At 44.2% G+C, this 16,775-nt stretch carries 14 protein-coding genes and 1 other RNA gene; 2 read left to right on the top strand and 13 right to left on the bottom strand.

The window, feature by feature from the left end:
• Positions 1–186 precede the first annotated feature (186 nt).
• From ycfP to hinT, 6 genes are all read right to left on the bottom strand, one after another.
• Positions 187–729 carry an alpha/beta hydrolase YcfP gene (ycfP, locus tag R7Q48_RS08940; RefSeq protein WP_005378464.1) on the bottom strand — a complete coding sequence of 181 codons (543 nt, stop codon included), beginning with the start codon at positions 727–729 and terminating at the stop codon, positions 187–189.
• 75 nt (positions 730–804) lie between these two features.
• Positions 805–1,686, bottom strand: a complete 882-nt coding sequence (gene thiK / locus R7Q48_RS08935; protein ID WP_115385840.1) for a thiamine kinase — start codon at positions 1,684–1,686, stop codon at positions 805–807.
• A gap of 24 nt (positions 1,687–1,710) precedes the next feature.
• The gene (lpoB, locus tag R7Q48_RS08930) at positions 1,711–2,301 is read right to left on the bottom strand and encodes a penicillin-binding protein activator LpoB (protein ID WP_005378467.1); all 591 of its coding nucleotides are present in this window, start codon (positions 2,299–2,301) and stop codon (positions 1,711–1,713) included.
• A gap of 66 nt (positions 2,302–2,367) precedes the next feature.
• Positions 2,368–2,760, bottom strand: coding sequence for a YcfL family protein (locus R7Q48_RS08925; RefSeq protein ID WP_256902819.1), 393 nt, complete (start codon positions 2,758–2,760; stop codon positions 2,368–2,370).
• Entirely contained in the window at positions 2,760–4,157 is a 1,398-nt protein-coding gene (locus R7Q48_RS08920; protein ID WP_213903573.1) for a COG3014 family protein, read from the bottom strand. The genes R7Q48_RS08925 and R7Q48_RS08920 overlap by 1 nt, the downstream gene beginning before the upstream one ends.
• Before the next feature lie 69 nt (positions 4,158–4,226).
• Complete coding sequence (gene hinT / locus R7Q48_RS08915; RefSeq protein ID WP_005378473.1) at positions 4,227–4,577, bottom strand: purine nucleoside phosphoramidase; 351 nt, start codon at positions 4,575–4,577, stop codon at positions 4,227–4,229.
• Between the two features lie 269 nt (positions 4,578–4,846).
• On the opposite strand from hinT, the gene R7Q48_RS08910 reads away from it, so the two are divergent.
• Positions 4,847–6,838: a methyl-accepting chemotaxis protein gene (locus tag R7Q48_RS08910; RefSeq protein ID WP_256902818.1), complete on the top strand. Its 1,992-nt coding sequence runs from the start codon at positions 4,847–4,849 to the stop codon at positions 6,836–6,838.
• A gap of 163 nt (positions 6,839–7,001) precedes the next feature.
• Positions 7,002–8,162: a DUF1887 family protein gene (locus R7Q48_RS08905; protein ID WP_005378476.1), complete on the top strand. Its 1,161-nt coding sequence runs from the start codon at positions 7,002–7,004 to the stop codon at positions 8,160–8,162.
• 157 nt (positions 8,163–8,319) lie between these two features.
• Here R7Q48_RS08905 and udp read toward each other — a convergent pair whose 3' ends face one another.
• From udp to R7Q48_RS08870, 7 genes are all read right to left on the bottom strand, one after another.
• Positions 8,320–9,078, bottom strand: a complete 759-nt coding sequence (gene udp, locus R7Q48_RS08900) for a uridine phosphorylase (RefSeq protein ID WP_017820007.1) — start codon at positions 9,076–9,078, stop codon at positions 8,320–8,322.
• A 314-nt stretch (positions 9,079–9,392) separates the two neighbouring features.
• Positions 9,393–11,699: a zinc/cadmium/mercury/lead-transporting ATPase gene (locus tag R7Q48_RS08895; RefSeq protein WP_017820006.1), complete on the bottom strand. Its 2,307-nt coding sequence runs from the start codon at positions 11,697–11,699 to the stop codon at positions 9,393–9,395.
• 172 nt (positions 11,700–11,871) lie between these two features.
• Complete coding sequence (locus tag R7Q48_RS08890; RefSeq protein WP_005378483.1) at positions 11,872–12,291, bottom strand: CBS domain-containing protein; 420 nt, start codon at positions 12,289–12,291, stop codon at positions 11,872–11,874.
• A gap of 245 nt (positions 12,292–12,536) precedes the next feature.
• Positions 12,537–13,271 (bottom strand): RNA methyltransferase, encoded by a 735-nt coding sequence (locus R7Q48_RS08885; protein ID WP_005378485.1) that lies wholly within the window; start codon positions 13,269–13,271, stop codon positions 12,537–12,539.
• Between the two features lie 212 nt (positions 13,272–13,483).
• Positions 13,484–13,580: signal recognition particle sRNA small type (gene ffs, locus R7Q48_RS08880), an RNA gene on the bottom strand.
• A 137-nt stretch (positions 13,581–13,717) separates the two neighbouring features.
• Positions 13,718–15,721, bottom strand: coding sequence for a GGDEF domain-containing protein (locus tag R7Q48_RS08875; protein ID WP_213973152.1), 2,004 nt, complete (start codon positions 15,719–15,721; stop codon positions 13,718–13,720).
• 152 nt (positions 15,722–15,873) lie between these two features.
• The gene (locus R7Q48_RS08870) at positions 15,874–16,617 is read right to left on the bottom strand and encodes a hypothetical protein (protein ID WP_005389942.1); all 744 of its coding nucleotides are present in this window, start codon (positions 16,615–16,617) and stop codon (positions 15,874–15,876) included.
• Positions 16,618–16,775: the final 158 nt, after the last annotated feature.

Here is a 16,775-nt window from a genome sequence, read left to right as displayed (position 1 = left end):
CTACTCTACAACAAGGTGTTCGTGCTACATAGGAGGGAAGTAAGAAAACGGTAAGGAGAACACAATATTCAAAGCGTTAAACCAAGAAAATGTGCCTTTCAAAGAGACAGTGGCTCGGCATACTCAAGAGAAGGAATCGCAGCAAAGCAGCCGATAAAAACGCCGCTTTACTGTCTACACTCAACATTAATAAGTATTTTTAAATGCCTTTATCGCTTGTAAATGATGAGAGATTTTTTTGAACTTATGAGACTGAGTTTCATCCCAAATGATTTGATAGTGTTTTTCTAGCTCAGCTGCCGTTTTCGAATTGTCATGCACTTCATCATCTTTAGAGAGAATCACTAAGCAGTGAGCTTGATTTTTCGCTCGAAACTGATCAACACATTTTGTTGCGATATCTTCGTACTCTTCTGGGCGATCGATTCGACCAGCCATCGTTTTTTCTGGGTGCAAGTTCGGGTTGAACATCACTTGCTTGATACCGCATAGAAAACCAATTCGCTCAGACCAGTAACCACCTAAACCTACCCCACAGATTAACGGGTTTGGGTCATCAGATTGATCGATAACTTTAGACACTTCTTTTAACAAGTGTTGCATGTCGTGCTTTGGGTGAAGGGTGCTGTAATTGATAAAACGAACGTCGTCGTCGATAAATTGCAGTTGAAGAACTTTTTCGTGGTTACCCGGGCTTGTGCTGTCAAAGCCGTGTAAGTAAATAATCATCTGTACCTCTCCCTGTGTGTATCTGGTACTTTTATTAAAACTACCACTATTTCCTTACTGTTAAAGGGGAAAATATCACGAGTTCTCAAAACAGTGATCTTCCATACACAATGAGCCTTTCAACTCATACGCACTGTTTAAGTATTGTTCATCTCCCCACAATTTATAGGCAAGTAGATACCAGAGCATCGCCATCACCAAGGTTCTTGGTTGCCAAGCGTGTACACCTCTCAGCCAAAGAGACACATCTTCGATACCTCGAAGTTGGCAATACTGCTTTACCGCTTCTTCCACAGGCGCATTCGCGACCTGAATAGTTAAGGTCAAATCAAGCCTAGGGTCAGCAATCCCGGCATACTCCCAATCAATGACTTTCACCCCACTCTCCCCTCGCACTAGGTTGTAACACCCCAAATCGAAGTGACATAGGGCAAGCGGAACAGGTGCAACGTTCGGTTCCGTGCGCCACTTCATGTACAAAGCCTCAAACTCCGTACCCACATACTGACCATCAAGCTCAAGCCAATAATGATCGATGCGAGAAATATATGAAAATGGAACCAAAGGAATTGCGCTTATCGGATATTGATGAATCTTCGCCGCAATGGATAATAAATCGCTTAGTGCTAAGCCTGACTCCGTCAGTGCCTCTCCTTCTATCCATTCCACCAGCAACCCTTGCTCATGAATAAAAACTGGCTTGGGGCCAATTTCCAATGAAGAGACTGCATTCAGCACTTGATATTCACTGTGACGAGAAATTGAAAAAGCCTTGCAGACATGACTGGTCGGTCGCCAGATGTATGCAAGGCCTTGAGAAGATTCCAACCGCCAACAGCGGTTGGTTAGCCCCCCGGTAACAGTTTGTACTTTTACCGGAGGCTCCGTAAAGAAGCCATCGAGAGCATTAAGACTCGGATCTAACTGTTTTGCTTGTTGCCAAGAAAACCATGCCATTGATGACTTCTCCACCCTGTTCGATTAAAGACCGAATAGGCTCTTAGATTGCGCTTTACGAATTTCAGTTTCATCCGCCCACTCAATCAAACCTGTTTCTAGGTCCATTAGGCGCATGGTCATCTTGTAGTATACATCTTTATCGCTACCTGCATTTTTCACAATGCTAGATAGGTTGCCGTAAAGCATGTATTGAGCACCAACCATTTTACCAAATTGGATCGCTGTGCTTTGGTTAACAAGCTCATCCGTGTTTTGGAAGTTAAGTTGTTCACGCACAGACTCAACACGATCCATATCAACAAAACGGAACTTACCTGAGTTCAACATCTTAGTAGAGATCGTGTCAGTAATGGATTCAGTGTCAATATGTTCACTGGTTTTGTTCTTAATTCGCTCAACAAAAACGATAGGACGTTGGTCACGAGTAATTGCTGCTACAGAGCCCGACATCATCATGCTATCCACCATTTCAGCCGCGATTTTTTGTAAATCTGTTGAGCCAAAATCGATAGTCGTGGTTTCTGTTGCTTGCGCATCGCCGTAAGAGACTTTGTTAGAACAGCCACCTAAAATGACGGCAAGACCTAAAAGAGCAATAATACTTTTTTTCATGAGAGTTCCTTAGTTTTTCAATACCAGCGCATCGTTAGCGCGGCAGCTTCGGCAGAGCCGTTAAGATTAATCGTCTTGTGCTTCTCTAATTTGCACACGGAATTTTGTGCCATTTGGATTCACAGTAACTTCAGATAACGTGACTTGCTCAAATCCTCGCACAATCATTTTTCGCCACGGACCAGGTTTGGTATTCACTTCTAAACCATTGTTGTCATACCAATAAAATCGGTAAAGAACGTGCTGATCACCTTTGTAATTGCTACTCAGCTGCACGACTCCTCGTGGGCGATCATCAACGTAAGTGGTGGTGATGTTGTCAACTAATAAGCGACTACCTAAAACGTTATCATTAAAAAATACTTTTTGCGTTTGGCCATCAATTCGAATACCAGCCGTGTTTTCGGCGCATCCAACTAAACCAATAGCCATTGCTAAACAAACAAGCCATGCTTTCATTACAGTCTCCCTAGCTGTTTATGCCACACGGTTGAGTGTGCTCCCTGACGAGATACCCATACCAATGTAGTCTGCTGTGCAGGCACTTCAAACTGATAGGTTTGATCACCCAAGTTTAAACTTTGTGTTCCCGGTTTCACGATTTTTGAAGCCGTTTTCACTTGCGCTGGCAATGTTTGCCAACTTCTCGTATCTGGCTGTTCGGTCAATGTGTTCCATACATTGAAAAGTATGTTGCCCACATCATCGCCTTTTTTCGCCGCCTCTTTTCGGATTCGATCTTTTGCCCAAACACGAAGAGCTTGACGGATCACTATTGTAGTAAGACGTTCATTAAGATCGTTTTGCGCCATCGCATTAACATCAACCAGCGTACTGGAAGATAATACCTGACCATTTAAAACAACATCGCTAAAACGTTGAGCACCTCGGTTCTGATAATAAGGAAGCGCCAACGAATAAATCGCGCCATTATCGCGACTGTCGTAAATCGGTAAATCAATACGCCACCCTTTCATCGCCTCAACAACACCCTGCTCATCAATAACGATGACTCGCCCTTGTGACTGAGTTAATCCAGAAGGTGCTTTGCCATACCGCTTCTCTAGCATGCGCAAGTCTTCACGCATGCCTAACTTCTTAGCAGCGTATAAGGTGCTTTCTACAACTTGCTTGTTGTCTGGCATTACAGCGAGTGCTCGTCGGTAATCAACATAAGCACTGTTTAAGTCTCGCGACGCTTCATATAACAAGCCAGAAAGATAGAACAGATAACCATTTTGTACCGCGCTTAGTTTTTTACCAGCATCAGGGTAGTTCGCTAATACACTGCCTAAATTGGCAGACATGCCTTGCTTGTTAAGGTCTTTCTCTGCTGCTTTTAGCTCTTTTTCACGCGCATTTCTTGCCGCTTCCTGAACTTGATTAGCTCGACGCACTTCAACTAGTGCTCCTTCTAAATCGTTTTTCTGTAAGTAATTTAGTCCTAGATACAGGTGCAAAAAGCCAAGTTCGTAATCGGCGGGATGATAATCTTGGAGATTGTCGTTCACTGCGAGAGAGCCGACGCTCGTTGCCGTGTCTGACACAGATATCGTCGCTCGATCTTGTTGAACACGTACGGCACGATCGCTGCTTTCTAGCGCATTCAAACTTGTTGGGTAATCTTCAGCAAGAAAAGAGATGCGACCTTTTTCAAAATTGCCAAGTATCTCGCCACCCACTTCACTTGATTGAAGTTGTTTTGCTTTGGCATATTCCCCTGCAACAACGGCTTGATAAACTTCTTGATTCTGGTTGCTGTAATGACTAAACAGATTGCCCGCAGATAAATTCGCGCAGCCAGAGGCCATTAAAGCCCAGCTCATCAGCCCTAACAGCTTTACACCTAGTTTCACATTTATCTCCACAAATGTGTCATTCGACAGGAAAAAGAAGTGGGTGAATCGCCACCCACTTTTAAAAGCTTAGCTCAATACCATTGGACCTAGAGGGCGGCCGCCTAGTAGGTGCATGTGAATATGGTAAACCTCTTGGCCACCATGTGGATTACAATTAACGATCAGGCGATAGCCGTCTTCAGCAATACCTTCTTCTTTCGCCAACTTTCTAGCAACAGTGAACAAACGCCCCATCATTGCTTCATCTTCAGCTTCTACATCATTCGTTGTTGGGATCAGTTTATTCGGAATAATGAGAATATGGCTTGGTGTGCGAGGGTTAATGTCGCGAAACGCAGTCACCAAATCATCTTGATAAAGGATATCGGCAGGGATTTCCTTGCGAATAATTTTACTAAAGATCGTTTCTTCCGCCATGAGGACTCCATTTTATAAACGTAATTAGACCCCAATTAGTATGCGCCAACCAAAAGCGGAGCTCAATAAAAACAGTGTTCACTTAACATTATTAATCAAATGCTAATTAACGAAGCTTTTTTTGTCGTGTGCGTCATAAAATGCGCATCACAAACTGAATACAATCCAATGAATTTTGTTACTTTTTTAAGACAATTATTATTTTTATACCCAAGTAAATTCAAAAATACTTGGGTAGCTTGTCTATTTTTGGGAGAGGAAGCTCACTTATGCGAGGTTCAGTTATTAAAAGGATGTATGCCGGCTTTGCACTGATCATCATCCTATTTGCCGTCACAATTGCCATTATGATGGGAGGAATGAGTGATATTCACGGAAAATTTAGCACGGTTTCTAAATCATCCCTACCGTTGGTATCGTTATCTAATCAAACCAGTGTTGAGCTGCTTTCTGCCGACAAATCATTTAAAGACTTCCTGACGACAGAGAATAAACAACGCATGGATGAAATGCGTCAGGAATTTGCTAGATCTCAACAGCGCTTCGAATCCACATTGGCTCAACTGAAAACCGCAAGCCAAATCTACCCTTCTCTTGCCGAACCGTTTTCACAGTTAAAAACGTTAGAGCAGAGCTATTTTACAGAAGCTCTAGAGGCCATGGACAACTACGAAGCAATGTTTGCGGCTCAAGAAGAAGTGCAAAAATCCTCACGCCGCTTCCAAAAACTGAATACCGAACTTTCGGTTGGTCTTAAAGAATATGTGGCAGATCAAACCAGCATTTCTGTCAAAGTCATGGCAAAGAGCTACTTTATCAAGTTAAAAGATGCCGAAGTAATTACCTCTGATGCCCTCGCCAGTTCCAACCCTGAGTTTGTTACGCAAGCCGTAGCTAAAAACCGCAAAGCAGTAACGCACTTGAATTACGCATTCCGCGGGTTGGTGACTCAGCTTCCTGAGCTAGAAAAAGCTTTTGGCGAATCTGTAGAGCAATTTACTCGTGACGTTGGTATGCGTGGCGGTGTGCTAGACCAACATAATAATTACCTCAATGCTCGCGCCGCTTTGTATAACAATATCGCCAACCTAGCAAATAAAGTGGATTCAACCATGGCGATTCTTGAGCAATTCACGACAACCGCAACAGATAAGCTCAATGAATCATTGGCAGACGCAGGTGACATATATTCGGCGGGTGTAACGAAAGCCATCATCATTGGCGTTATTGTCGTTTTACTCGCGACAGCGATTGGCTACCACATCGCACAAAGCGTTCGCGAACCGTTGACTCGTATTCTAAAAGTGTTAGAAAGCCTGACTGAAGGTGATATGACACAGCGTATCGACATTCGCTATAACAACGAATTCAGCCGTGTGAGTGGACACATTAACTCACTCGCCGACAACCTTCACGAGATCTTGGTGAAACTCAACGAAGCGTCAGAAAACCTATCGTCAACCGCGACAACCAACGAACGCACCTCTTCGCAAGCACAAATTAAATTGAGCTCTCAACGCGAACAAACAGCAAACGTCGCTACCGCGATGACAGAAATGTCTCATTCAGTGCAGGAAGTCGCGCAAAGTGCGCAAGGCTCGTTAGAAATGGTGCAACGCGTCGAATCTGCCTCTGAAGAAGGTAGAAATGTTATGAGCAGTAATATCTCAACCATTAATCAACTAGAAACACGTTTGAACGAATCGGTCTCCGCAGTTTCTGAGCTACAAAAAATGAGTGGTCAAATTGGGTCTATCCTTGATGTGATCCGCAACATTGCGGAGCAAACCAACCTACTGGCATTGAACGCGGCAATTGAAGCGGCTCGCGCTGGTGAACAAGGTCGCGGCTTCGCGGTAGTGGCAGATGAAGTACGAGTACTCGCATCAAGAACGACTCAATCAACCACTGAAATTGAATCCATGATCAGTAATCTGCAAGCTAGCTCGCAATCGGCGAACCAAGTCATACAAAGCTGTATGAGCGATATGGAGATGTCGGTTGAGCAAGCATCAAAAGCGAACAGCTCAATGGAAGAGATCCAGGCGCTAATCATCGAAATCAGCCAAATGAGTACGCACATTTCACAAGCAGCAGCAGAGCAAAGTGAAACATCAACAGACATTGCTCGCAGCATTGAAGATATCAACAGTATCGCCGATGAAAGTTTCCAAGCCATGTCGAGTATCGCACAAACCAGTGAATCACTGACCCACTTGGCTCATCAGCAAAATGAATTGGTCCACCGCTTTAAGTTATAAATACTTTATAACTAAGAGCATTAATTAGTGCAATCAACTGTATAAGGGCGACTTTTTGTTAAGTCGCCCTTGTTTTTTGTCGGCCATGTCTACATATGATTAATAAGGCCAGCTCATCCCCTTGCACAACTCTTTTCGAGCGGCCTCATAAAAAGGAAAATCTATGGCTGTTCATGTTGGTATTATCGACCAAGACCCAGTGAGATTGGTCACTCCTCTATTAGATAATCGTACGCTAAGCACACATATCGTCTTCATCGGAGACAAGAGCCAGTTAGATATATTTGACCGACTGAGTGCCGTTTTAGATCAACGAGAAATTACTTCTGAATTTTTTGAAATTCCATCCGCTGTTAATACATCTCTGATCAAACAAGCAATTCAAAAACTGGCAAAAGACCTCCATGAACGCGGCGAAGATGTAAAATTGAACGCGAGCTGTGGTCTTCGTCATCGCTTGTTGTCGGTGTACGAAGTTTTCCGTACCTATCGCTGGCCAATTTTTGTGGTAGAGCCTAGTAGCGATAAGCTTTGTTGGTTATACCCTGATGGCAAAGAAGATACCCAAGTCGAAGATCACATTACGATTGCAGATTACCTCACTATCTTTGGTGCACGCGGCGAGTTTCACCACGTTGATTTACCACCTCTTCTTGATAAAAAATTGTATGAACTTGGTGAACGATGGGCCTCAAATGCGCTTGAGCTTGGGCCAGGTCTAGCAACACTTAACTACCTTGCAACCACATGCCGCAAAGAACAAAAGCTTGATGTCGAGCTCTCCGAAAAACAGCAGGGCTACCGTGAGCTCAACATGTTGCTTTCAGATTTAGTAGAAGCAGAAATCGCCACCTACGAGAATGGCGTTTTAACGTTTGCAGATGAAGATGCTCGACGCTTTTCAAACGGTGAGTGGTTAGAGACTTTGGTTCACAGCACCGTGAAGCAAATCCAAGACACCATGCCGACGATCCAAGATCGATCGTTAAATGTTCAGGTTTATCGCAAACTTGGTGAAAGTGAAGTACGCAATGAGTTAGATGTCGCAACAGTTGTAAACAACAAGCTGCACATCATCGAGTGCAAAACCAAAGGCATGAGAGATGACGGCGACGATACTTTATATAAGTTAGAATCGCTTCGCGATCTATTAGGTGGCTTACAAGCGCGCGCAATGTTGGTGAGCTTCCGTCCTCTTCGTCACAATGACATTACTCGTGCTGAAGACTTAGGGCTAGCCCTGATTGGCCCTGATGAGCTTAAAGATTTAAGAACGCACTTAACGGCTTGGTTTAAAGACGCGGGCGGTTCAGACGAGATATAGTGCCATTAAGAAAAGCTAAAATTCACAACGATAAAAAGCAGCATTAATGCTGCTTTTTTTATACCTAAATTTTAGCTGTACGCATTTCTATAAGTAGAAAAAAACCAGAGGTTAGCCTCTGGTTTTTTCTGTTTGTTTAAATGCCAACTATAGCGGCTTAAAGCATTTTACGCGCTGCTTCTACAACCACTTTAATTGAACGCGCTTCCGTTTCTTTCAGAGTTGAATGATCTGGAATCTCTTTTTGTGTACGGTTGATGATAACACCAGCCACACAACCCGCTTTTAAACCAGAGCTCGCACACATTGTTAGCAGTGTTGCAGACTCCATCTCGAAGTTAAGTACGCCCATGTCTTGCCATTCTTGCATAGAGCCTTGGAAACGCTTAACAACACGACCAGAGAACGTATCGTAACGTTCTTGACCAGGGTAGAACGTGTCGCTTGATGCAGTCACACCCATGTGAACCGTAGCGCCAGACTCTTCTACCGCTGCTTTCATTGCGGTTGCTACTTCAAAGTCAGCAACTGCTGGGAATTCCATAGGAGCAAAGTGTAGGCTCGCACCGTCAAGACGAACTGACCCCGTCGTTACGATCATGTCACCCACGTTTACATGCGGTTGAATTGCACCCGTTGTACCAACACGTAGGAAAGTGCGAACACCAAGCTGTGCCAATTCCTCAACTGCGATAGAGGTAGAAGGACCACCAATACCTGTAGAACAAACCACAACAGGTTTACCGTCTAGCTCTGCACGGTATAGCGTGTATTCACGATGGCTTGCTAGAAATACTGGATTTTCCATTTGTTCTGCGATTTTTTGAACACGCGCTGGGTCACCAGGAATGATCGCTAGAGTCGCACCATTAAGATCAGCTTCAGTAATACCTAAATGGAATACAGCTTGAGACATAAGTCGCTCCTTATTGTGGCTTGTTTTATGAACAATAAGCTCATTAATCAGTTATTGGGTACAGATGCACTGTAGCGAACCTTTCACCAACATAGAGTGATCACAATCACAATGACAAAATGTAATGAAAATGAAATTTCAAACAAAACTGGTATTGATCACACTTTAAGGGGCATTAGATCATTTTGTTGCATAGCAATGCGTGATTTCAAGGACGAGAAAAACGTCTGATCGCATCAGGTGAATACGGTTAAAAAAAGCCCGATACACGAATGCCTCGGGCTATTAATGAGTGGGATCAATGGTTAGGTCAGTTATTTAATCTGCTTGGACTCAAAACGAAGTAATCTCAACGCATTCAATGTCACCAGTGCTGTTGCACCACTGTCGGCTAATACAGCAACCCACAACCCAGTAACACCAAGTAAACTTGTCACTAAGAATACACCTTTCAAACCTAGCGCTAACGCGACATTCTGACGAATGTTACTTAGCGTCGCACGCGACAGTTCTATCATGGCAGGTAGCTCAATCAAACGGTTGTGTGTTAACGCCGCATCAGCTGTCTCGAGCGCAACATCCGTACCGCCTCCCATCGCAATGCCGATACTCGAAGCTTTCATGGCTGGAGCATCATTGATACCGTCTCCCACCATCGCAACGGTATGTTGTTGTGATAGCTTCTCGACGTAATGCACCTTGTCTGCAGGTAACAAACTCGCTTTATAATCCAAGCCTATTCTATTTGCCATTGCTTCTGCACTTCTCGGGTTGTCACCCGTTAGCATCACCGACGTGACCCCAAGTTCCTTCAACATTGCGATGGCTTGCTGGGCATCTGAGCGCAATGTATCTTGCCATGCGATCACGCCAATGACCTCGTCATCGTAACGAACAATGACAACCGTTTTACCTTGTTGTTCCAACGTAACCACTTGCTCTTTGGCTTCCTGAGAAAGTGGAAAGTCTGCCTTTGAAGGCGTGACCACTTGGACCATTTTTCCATCGACGTAACCAGTGACACCAGAGCCTACTTGCGCGGTTTTATCCAACGCTTCAGGAATAGTAAGCCCCTGCTCTTGCACTTTGGTAACTAAAGAAACCGCTAGAGGATGACTTGAACCAACCTCGATTGACGCAGTTAGGCTAAGTAATTTGTCTTCATCCATATCAAAAGCAAAGACGTCAGTCACTTCTGGTTTACCTTGCGTCAGTGTCCCAGTTTTATCAAATGCGACAGACTCAACCTTGCCAAGCAACTCAAGCGCCGCTCCACCTTTGATCAATGCGCCCCGCTTAGCAGCTGCCGCCAAGCCAGAAGTGATCGCCGCAGGCGTTGAAATTACTAATGCACATGGACAAGCAATCAACAGCAGGGCGAGTCCTCGATAGATCCACGTTTCCCACGGTTGGGCAAATAGTAATGGCGGCGTAACGATAACCATAAGAGACACCAGCATCATTAGCGGCGTATACCAACGGCTAAATTTATCAAGAAAGCGTTCTAATGGTGCCTTACGGGATTCTGCTTCTTCAATCAAATGAAGAATTCGGTCTATCGCATTCTCGCCCTGACGGGAAGTCACCTGTAAACGAACCACTTTATCGACAACCACAGCCCCGGCCATCACTTTGCCACCGGTTTGATGTTCAACGGGAACAGATTCTCCCGTTAACGCACTTTCGTCAAAACTCGCAAGCGCATCTTGCAAAACACCGTCGGCAGGCAAACGACCTCCGGGTGCGACTTCTATGATATCCCCTGGTTTAAGCTGAGCAGCTGGTACTTCTTTACGCTCTCCATCAATAATTAAAATTGAATTTTCTGGGACTAAGTCCATTAACGCCTGGACACCGCTTCGCGCGCGAGATGATGCATATGCTTCTAACTTTTCACCAATAAGGAAAAGCAATAACACCATTGCGGCTTCGGCGGTTTCACCTAAATATAAAGCGCCGAGCGCCGCTACACTCATTAACGTTTCAATCGCAAAAGGCGTACCGCTACGCGCCAACTTAAATGCTTTGAGCGCGATTGGGTATAAACCAAGTAAACACGTCAAAGTGAATAACCAAGCGCTTATTTGAGGGTCGATCTTAGAAATTACTGCCGCAGTAGCCATTGCACCAGCAATCGAGAGAATTTGGATGTTGTCTCTTATGACGCCAAGCCAGCCTTTCTTTGTAGTGCTTGGTTTTGGAGCATCCAGTGAAGAGAGCGGGAAACCCGTTTTTTGGGCTGTCTGCTCTATCGTAGCTATCAGCTCTAGACCATCAAAATCGACGACCAGTTTTTCTGTTGCAAACAAAACCTTGGCTTGGCTGACGCCTTGTAAAGACGTAATGGCTTTCTCAAGCTTTTGCGCACAAGATGGGCAATCCATACCTGACACAAGCCAAGCGTTCCGAACGGAGGAATTACTCTCCCTTGTGGGATCGTCTTCCTCGCCTGTGTCAACGCTGCAGCCTCCTCCACTACAGCAAGAGCTTTCAGAAACATCAACACTGGCCTGAGAGATATTGAGCGAAGATTTTACTGGCGCACAGCATGACTCGCTTGCACCAAGCGGCACCGCAGTTTTGATTTTGCTAGATTGGCAACCTTGATGTTTTGTACACATAATTTTTTCCTTATTGGTATCGGTGATTTACCTATTGCTAAGGATAAACCTTAGAGTAAGCTCCAAGGTCAAGATAAATTTGTACAGTTCGGCGATAGAAAATAAAAAAGACGCCGAAGCGTCTTTCCAAACCAGTTTAAAAGCAATATTCCGTAAAGTTTAAACAGAGAGGTTAAACGGGATGCTTAAAACACTCATTTAATGTCATTCCTATGGCACGCAGCACGTCTCTTCTTGTGATAACACCAACCAACTTACCTTTGCCATCCACCACTGGATACATTTTCGGCTTTCCAACTTTCATCATGTCAGCCAGTTCAATTACTGACATTTCTGGAGAAACAGATAAGACATCATCATGCATACACTCTTGTACCGTATGTGTATCTTGGCAGTGATAACTTGCTTTCACCAACTTATCTAATAAGTCTTGCTCCGATAAAAACCCAACCACTTTTTCATTTTCATCAATGACAGGGCCACCTAGTGTGACACTTTGCATTACTTTGTTTAAAGCTGCCGAAAGTGACATATCTTTCGTGAAAGTCACCGCTTGCAACGTCATGTAATCTTTTACTTTTAATGAATGCATTCTTATCTCCTTAAGGGCATTTTATTGCGGCCTTTAGATAAGTGTCGCCTAATTTCCTGATTTTACTAAATGGAAAGGAGTAATTTTATTTATAGGCACAGCCTATTGAACTAAAACAAATAACTCACCGAACAACTTTCACTGTATTTCGTTAAACGCAAGATTTAGCCAGGCTGATTTTTCTAGGCAATAAATACAACAAAGCCAGTCAAATTGACTGGCTTTGTTATTAAGTAATTGTTGCGTTAGCTATGTTGGCGGCGCATGTTGTCTAAAATAATGCCAGTCGCCATCGCGACATTCAGTGATTCGGCACCGCCAAACGCCGGAATCGTGATCTTATCTGTCACGAATTTTGCTGCGGCTTCGCGCACACCATGAGATTCGCTGCCCATCAACAAAATACCTTCAGCAGCGAAATCCGTTTTATGAACGCTCTCTCCTTCCAAAAACGCGCCATATACTGGCAATTTGGCGTGTTCCAAGTAACTTGGCAAATCCACCAAACTCACTTGTACGCGGCCAAAGCTGCCCATGGTCGCACTGATCGTTTTAGGATTATAAGGATCAGCACAATCTGTACTCGCAATAATGTGCTTGATGCCATACCAGTCTGCAACACGAATAATCGTACCTAGATTACCAGGGTCGGATACACCATCTAGCGCAATCATCAAGCCTTTCGCTTGAGGCTCTTTTACACTCGGAATTTCAACCACAGCAATGGCCGCATTATTGCTCACAAGCGTGCTCGCTTTGGTCAATTCATCAAGCGATGCTTCAACACAATCAAAACGATTTAGCGTACCAGCATTTTGTTCGAGAAATGCCGCTGTTGCAAAAACCTGCTTCACCTTCAATGAACTACTTGCTAGCTCTAGTACGTTCTTTTCACCCTGAACTAGGAATAAGCCATGCGCTTTACGCTGTTTCTTTTGACCTAAAGCACGAAGCAGTTTTAATTGGTTTTTTGAAATCATTAAAGTATCCCAGGTGAAAATGGTTATTCGGCGAGCGTACCCTAAACAATCTTCACGACAGTTCGGTATCAAGCGGATGAGATTATAAATTATACCTAAATAACCTCAAGAAGCTTGATCATCAGAAGACGTTGAACACCAAGCGTAGCCAAAATAAAAGAAGGCTCAAAAACGAAAAAAGCCCTGCGATAACGCAGGGCTTTCAAAGGGTGGGACCCCAGCCACATCCCGGCACACAAGTCACACGCTGCGGCTGCTTCCTTCCGGACCTGACCGAGTTCACGAGCTATTGTTGCGAGAGGACCAGAGCCCCATAATTCTTTTCGAGAGGTCTTGCCTCAATCGATGGGGCGATTATTCAGTATCAGCTCTCATAATGCAAGAGCAAAAACCTTGAATTTCATCATTTCATTACCGTTTGAACAAAACTCGATCAATTCATTCCTTTATGATGAAACCGTGCAGTCACGATAAGAGGAGTCGTGCCGTGAGGACTGCTTACTCATGTACATGTCTTCATCAGCCAAATGCATCGCTTGCTCTAAGCTCATGTGACGTTCCCTTTTTGCAGAGAAACCAATAGAGATACTTATAGACTCCAAATCACTACATAATTTGCCTTTCACGTCGATTCTACTGAGCTCTCTCATTGCTCTAGTTAACTCGGCTTGCGTTGGATAACCCAGCAATATGAACTCATCCCCTCCAATTCGATAACATCTTCCCGACCAGACATAATGAATTTTTAGTGCCAGTAGTTGTAAAACTTCGTCCCCAGCGCGATGCCCATAAGTGTCATTGATTCGTTTGAAATGATTAATGTCTAAGTAAAGTATGGATAGATCTTTGTTTACTCCTTTTCGATACTTTACTTGCAACGCACGACGGTTCCTTAACCCTGTTAAGTTGTCAGTGTTCGATTGACGGTAAAGATAAAGCGAAACACAAATAGCAAACAATAATACAAAGATAAACACAGCTTGTGTTTGCGTCGCTAATCGAATCTCATATTCAAGTGCGGTACGCCAATCTGGGCGTACATCGTACTGAGCAATGATCTTATCAACTTCTAACATCGCTATCGCTCGACTGAAGAAAGGCGCAAGCATGGCTCCTTTTTCATTCGCGACCAATCCAACAGAGAGTTGTGACTCATAAAACTCGCCAATAGCGGTATCCTGCTCTATCGGAACCAGTTCACTGAGACGTAAAAAATGATTGAGCATCGCCGTATCCATCGGAATGTAATCGACTTCTTCATTTAATAGCCCCTGAATGAGCTCTTGTTGAGTACGATAACGTTTGAGTTCTTTTAGCGGTAACAGTTGCGTCATCATTTGATCGAAAAAGTCATCCTTAACTACGCCAATCCGCTCAGATATCAACTGTGAAACATGAGAGTATGTGCTCGGCTTGTAACCTAAACGCTTGACCATCACCGATGCTGGCGCGTAATGGGACTTTGGAAAGTAGCTAAATGCGCGCCGCTCACGGCTGACCGTTAACGGCGCCAAAATTTCGAAATTACCTTGGATAAACTCATGGTACATAGAACCCCAGCTTTCACCAGGCTCACTAATGATCAAGCAGTTTAAAGCCAAGATCTCACAGCTTCTCAGAACTACATCAGCCGTCATCCCTTCGACACTACCATCTGCGTTGTATACAACATATGGAAAGATAGATTCGAGCTTAATCCGTATTGGTTCATTAAAATCAAGGGGCAATAAACGGATAGACTCACGCAACGCTGCTCGCCTTAATTCAAATTGATACTGGGAAATTTCTTCGCGAAGCTGCTTTTGCACCGCTTCCCCGTGAATAAACGTAGCGAACGTGTCCAACTCCTCAAGATGATGATCTTTTTTACTGATGATGGATACGGGCTTTATCGAAATCTGATCATTGAGCATCTTGGCGTCAAACCCCTCCATCAGCATCGGCTTTAGCTGGTTAATGGCATCGACAACGCCGTCCACAGCACCTGAACGTAGCAGTGTTACTGCTTGTTCGTGACCTTGATAAGAGATCTGTTCTAGACCAGGGTAGTGTTGTTTAAGTAATTGGGCATAAACTGTATCTTTGGGGACGCCAACACGCGAAATATCACTCAACGTCGAATCTTTTAAGCCAAAGAGGTAGGTATATTCGATATTTGTTGGGCGGGAATAACTAAAACGTTGAGCACGTTCTTGTGTGTAAGTGATATTCGCAGCAAAGTCCGCTTCCCCATTCGCTACTGAATTTAGAATGGCATCAAAGCTGGAGTAGTTTACGTATTGAACGGTAAAGCCAAACTCCTTTGAAGCAGCATTGAAAAGAACACGAGTGACGACATCATCCGCTTCAGTCGCGACTTTATAATGAGCAATTAAAGGGGCTTCGGCTTTTACATTCAAACTCAAGAGGCAACATGCAAAAAGCAACAGTGTTCGAGCAAAAGTTGTCATGACAAACTTATCTTAAATCAACCACTTATATTGTGGTTATTATTATTGGAAGTGTAGTAAATATGAAATGAAGAACATATACTAATCTCCATTTTGTTCCACAACCAATTCGATACTCTGCCGCACATGTCACTTTTTACCTGACTAAAAACTCATAATTCAGCCTGTTCATCGCTACTACGTAAAATATAGTCAGTCATCCAAGCCGTCCCTAACAAACAGATCCAAACCACGAAAACAGGGTTTGGCACATCCGTGGTCGGGCTGACGACTAAAGCGGCAAAACCCACAGTCGGCAATGTCCAACATAATAATTTGCTCCAACGAATGGTATGTTGAAGCTTCGCAAGTGCTTCCATTGACGCTAACATTCCCGTCAAACTTAACGCCATAAGAACGGCGTACGGTAGGCCTGCAATCCACAATGGGAGCAACAAAAACAACGGCCACCAGCTGTGTTTATTGGATGGCGTCCAATGCGCAGCCGACCACCACATCGCCATAACCGCAATGGTTTGAACCACTGTAACCCAAGCAGACCCATCCAGCTTACCGCCTTGCTGTGTGACCATAAGACCAACTTGCAGTGTAAGTACAATAAGACCAGCGGTGAGCAACACGCCTAAAGAGCTTCTACGAGAAAACACCACCATTAAAAGTGGGAAAAGGATCAAAACACCAACCGACAAAGCAATTGGCTGCATTGAGAGTGTCGCACCAAAAGCCATCATCGCGCCCAGTAATACTAGGCCAGCGAACCCACCTTGTGGCAGAACCCACAGCGCGGGGATCATAAGTGCAAGAACGGGAATGTCACCCTCGCTCAAACTCATCGCCCGAACGCAGACAACAGCGAGTAAGGTCGTAACGAAAAATTGAAGTGTCGATAAAATCATAGCGCCTCCTGGCTTCCCCACCTACTTGGTAACTCAACGGCAAAAACTGGGATTGAAAGTCGTTGAGAGGGTCTAGATTCAAGCTTAGCTTGCGTTTGCTTCATGCTGTTTAAGGCTCATCAACCAACGACACTAAAGAACAGAAAATGTAATTCTTC

This window comes from Vibrio sp. 378 (assembly GCF_033339435.1).
Note: the sequence above shows the minus strand (reverse complement) of the source record. Positions and strands in the feature narration are given on the sequence as shown.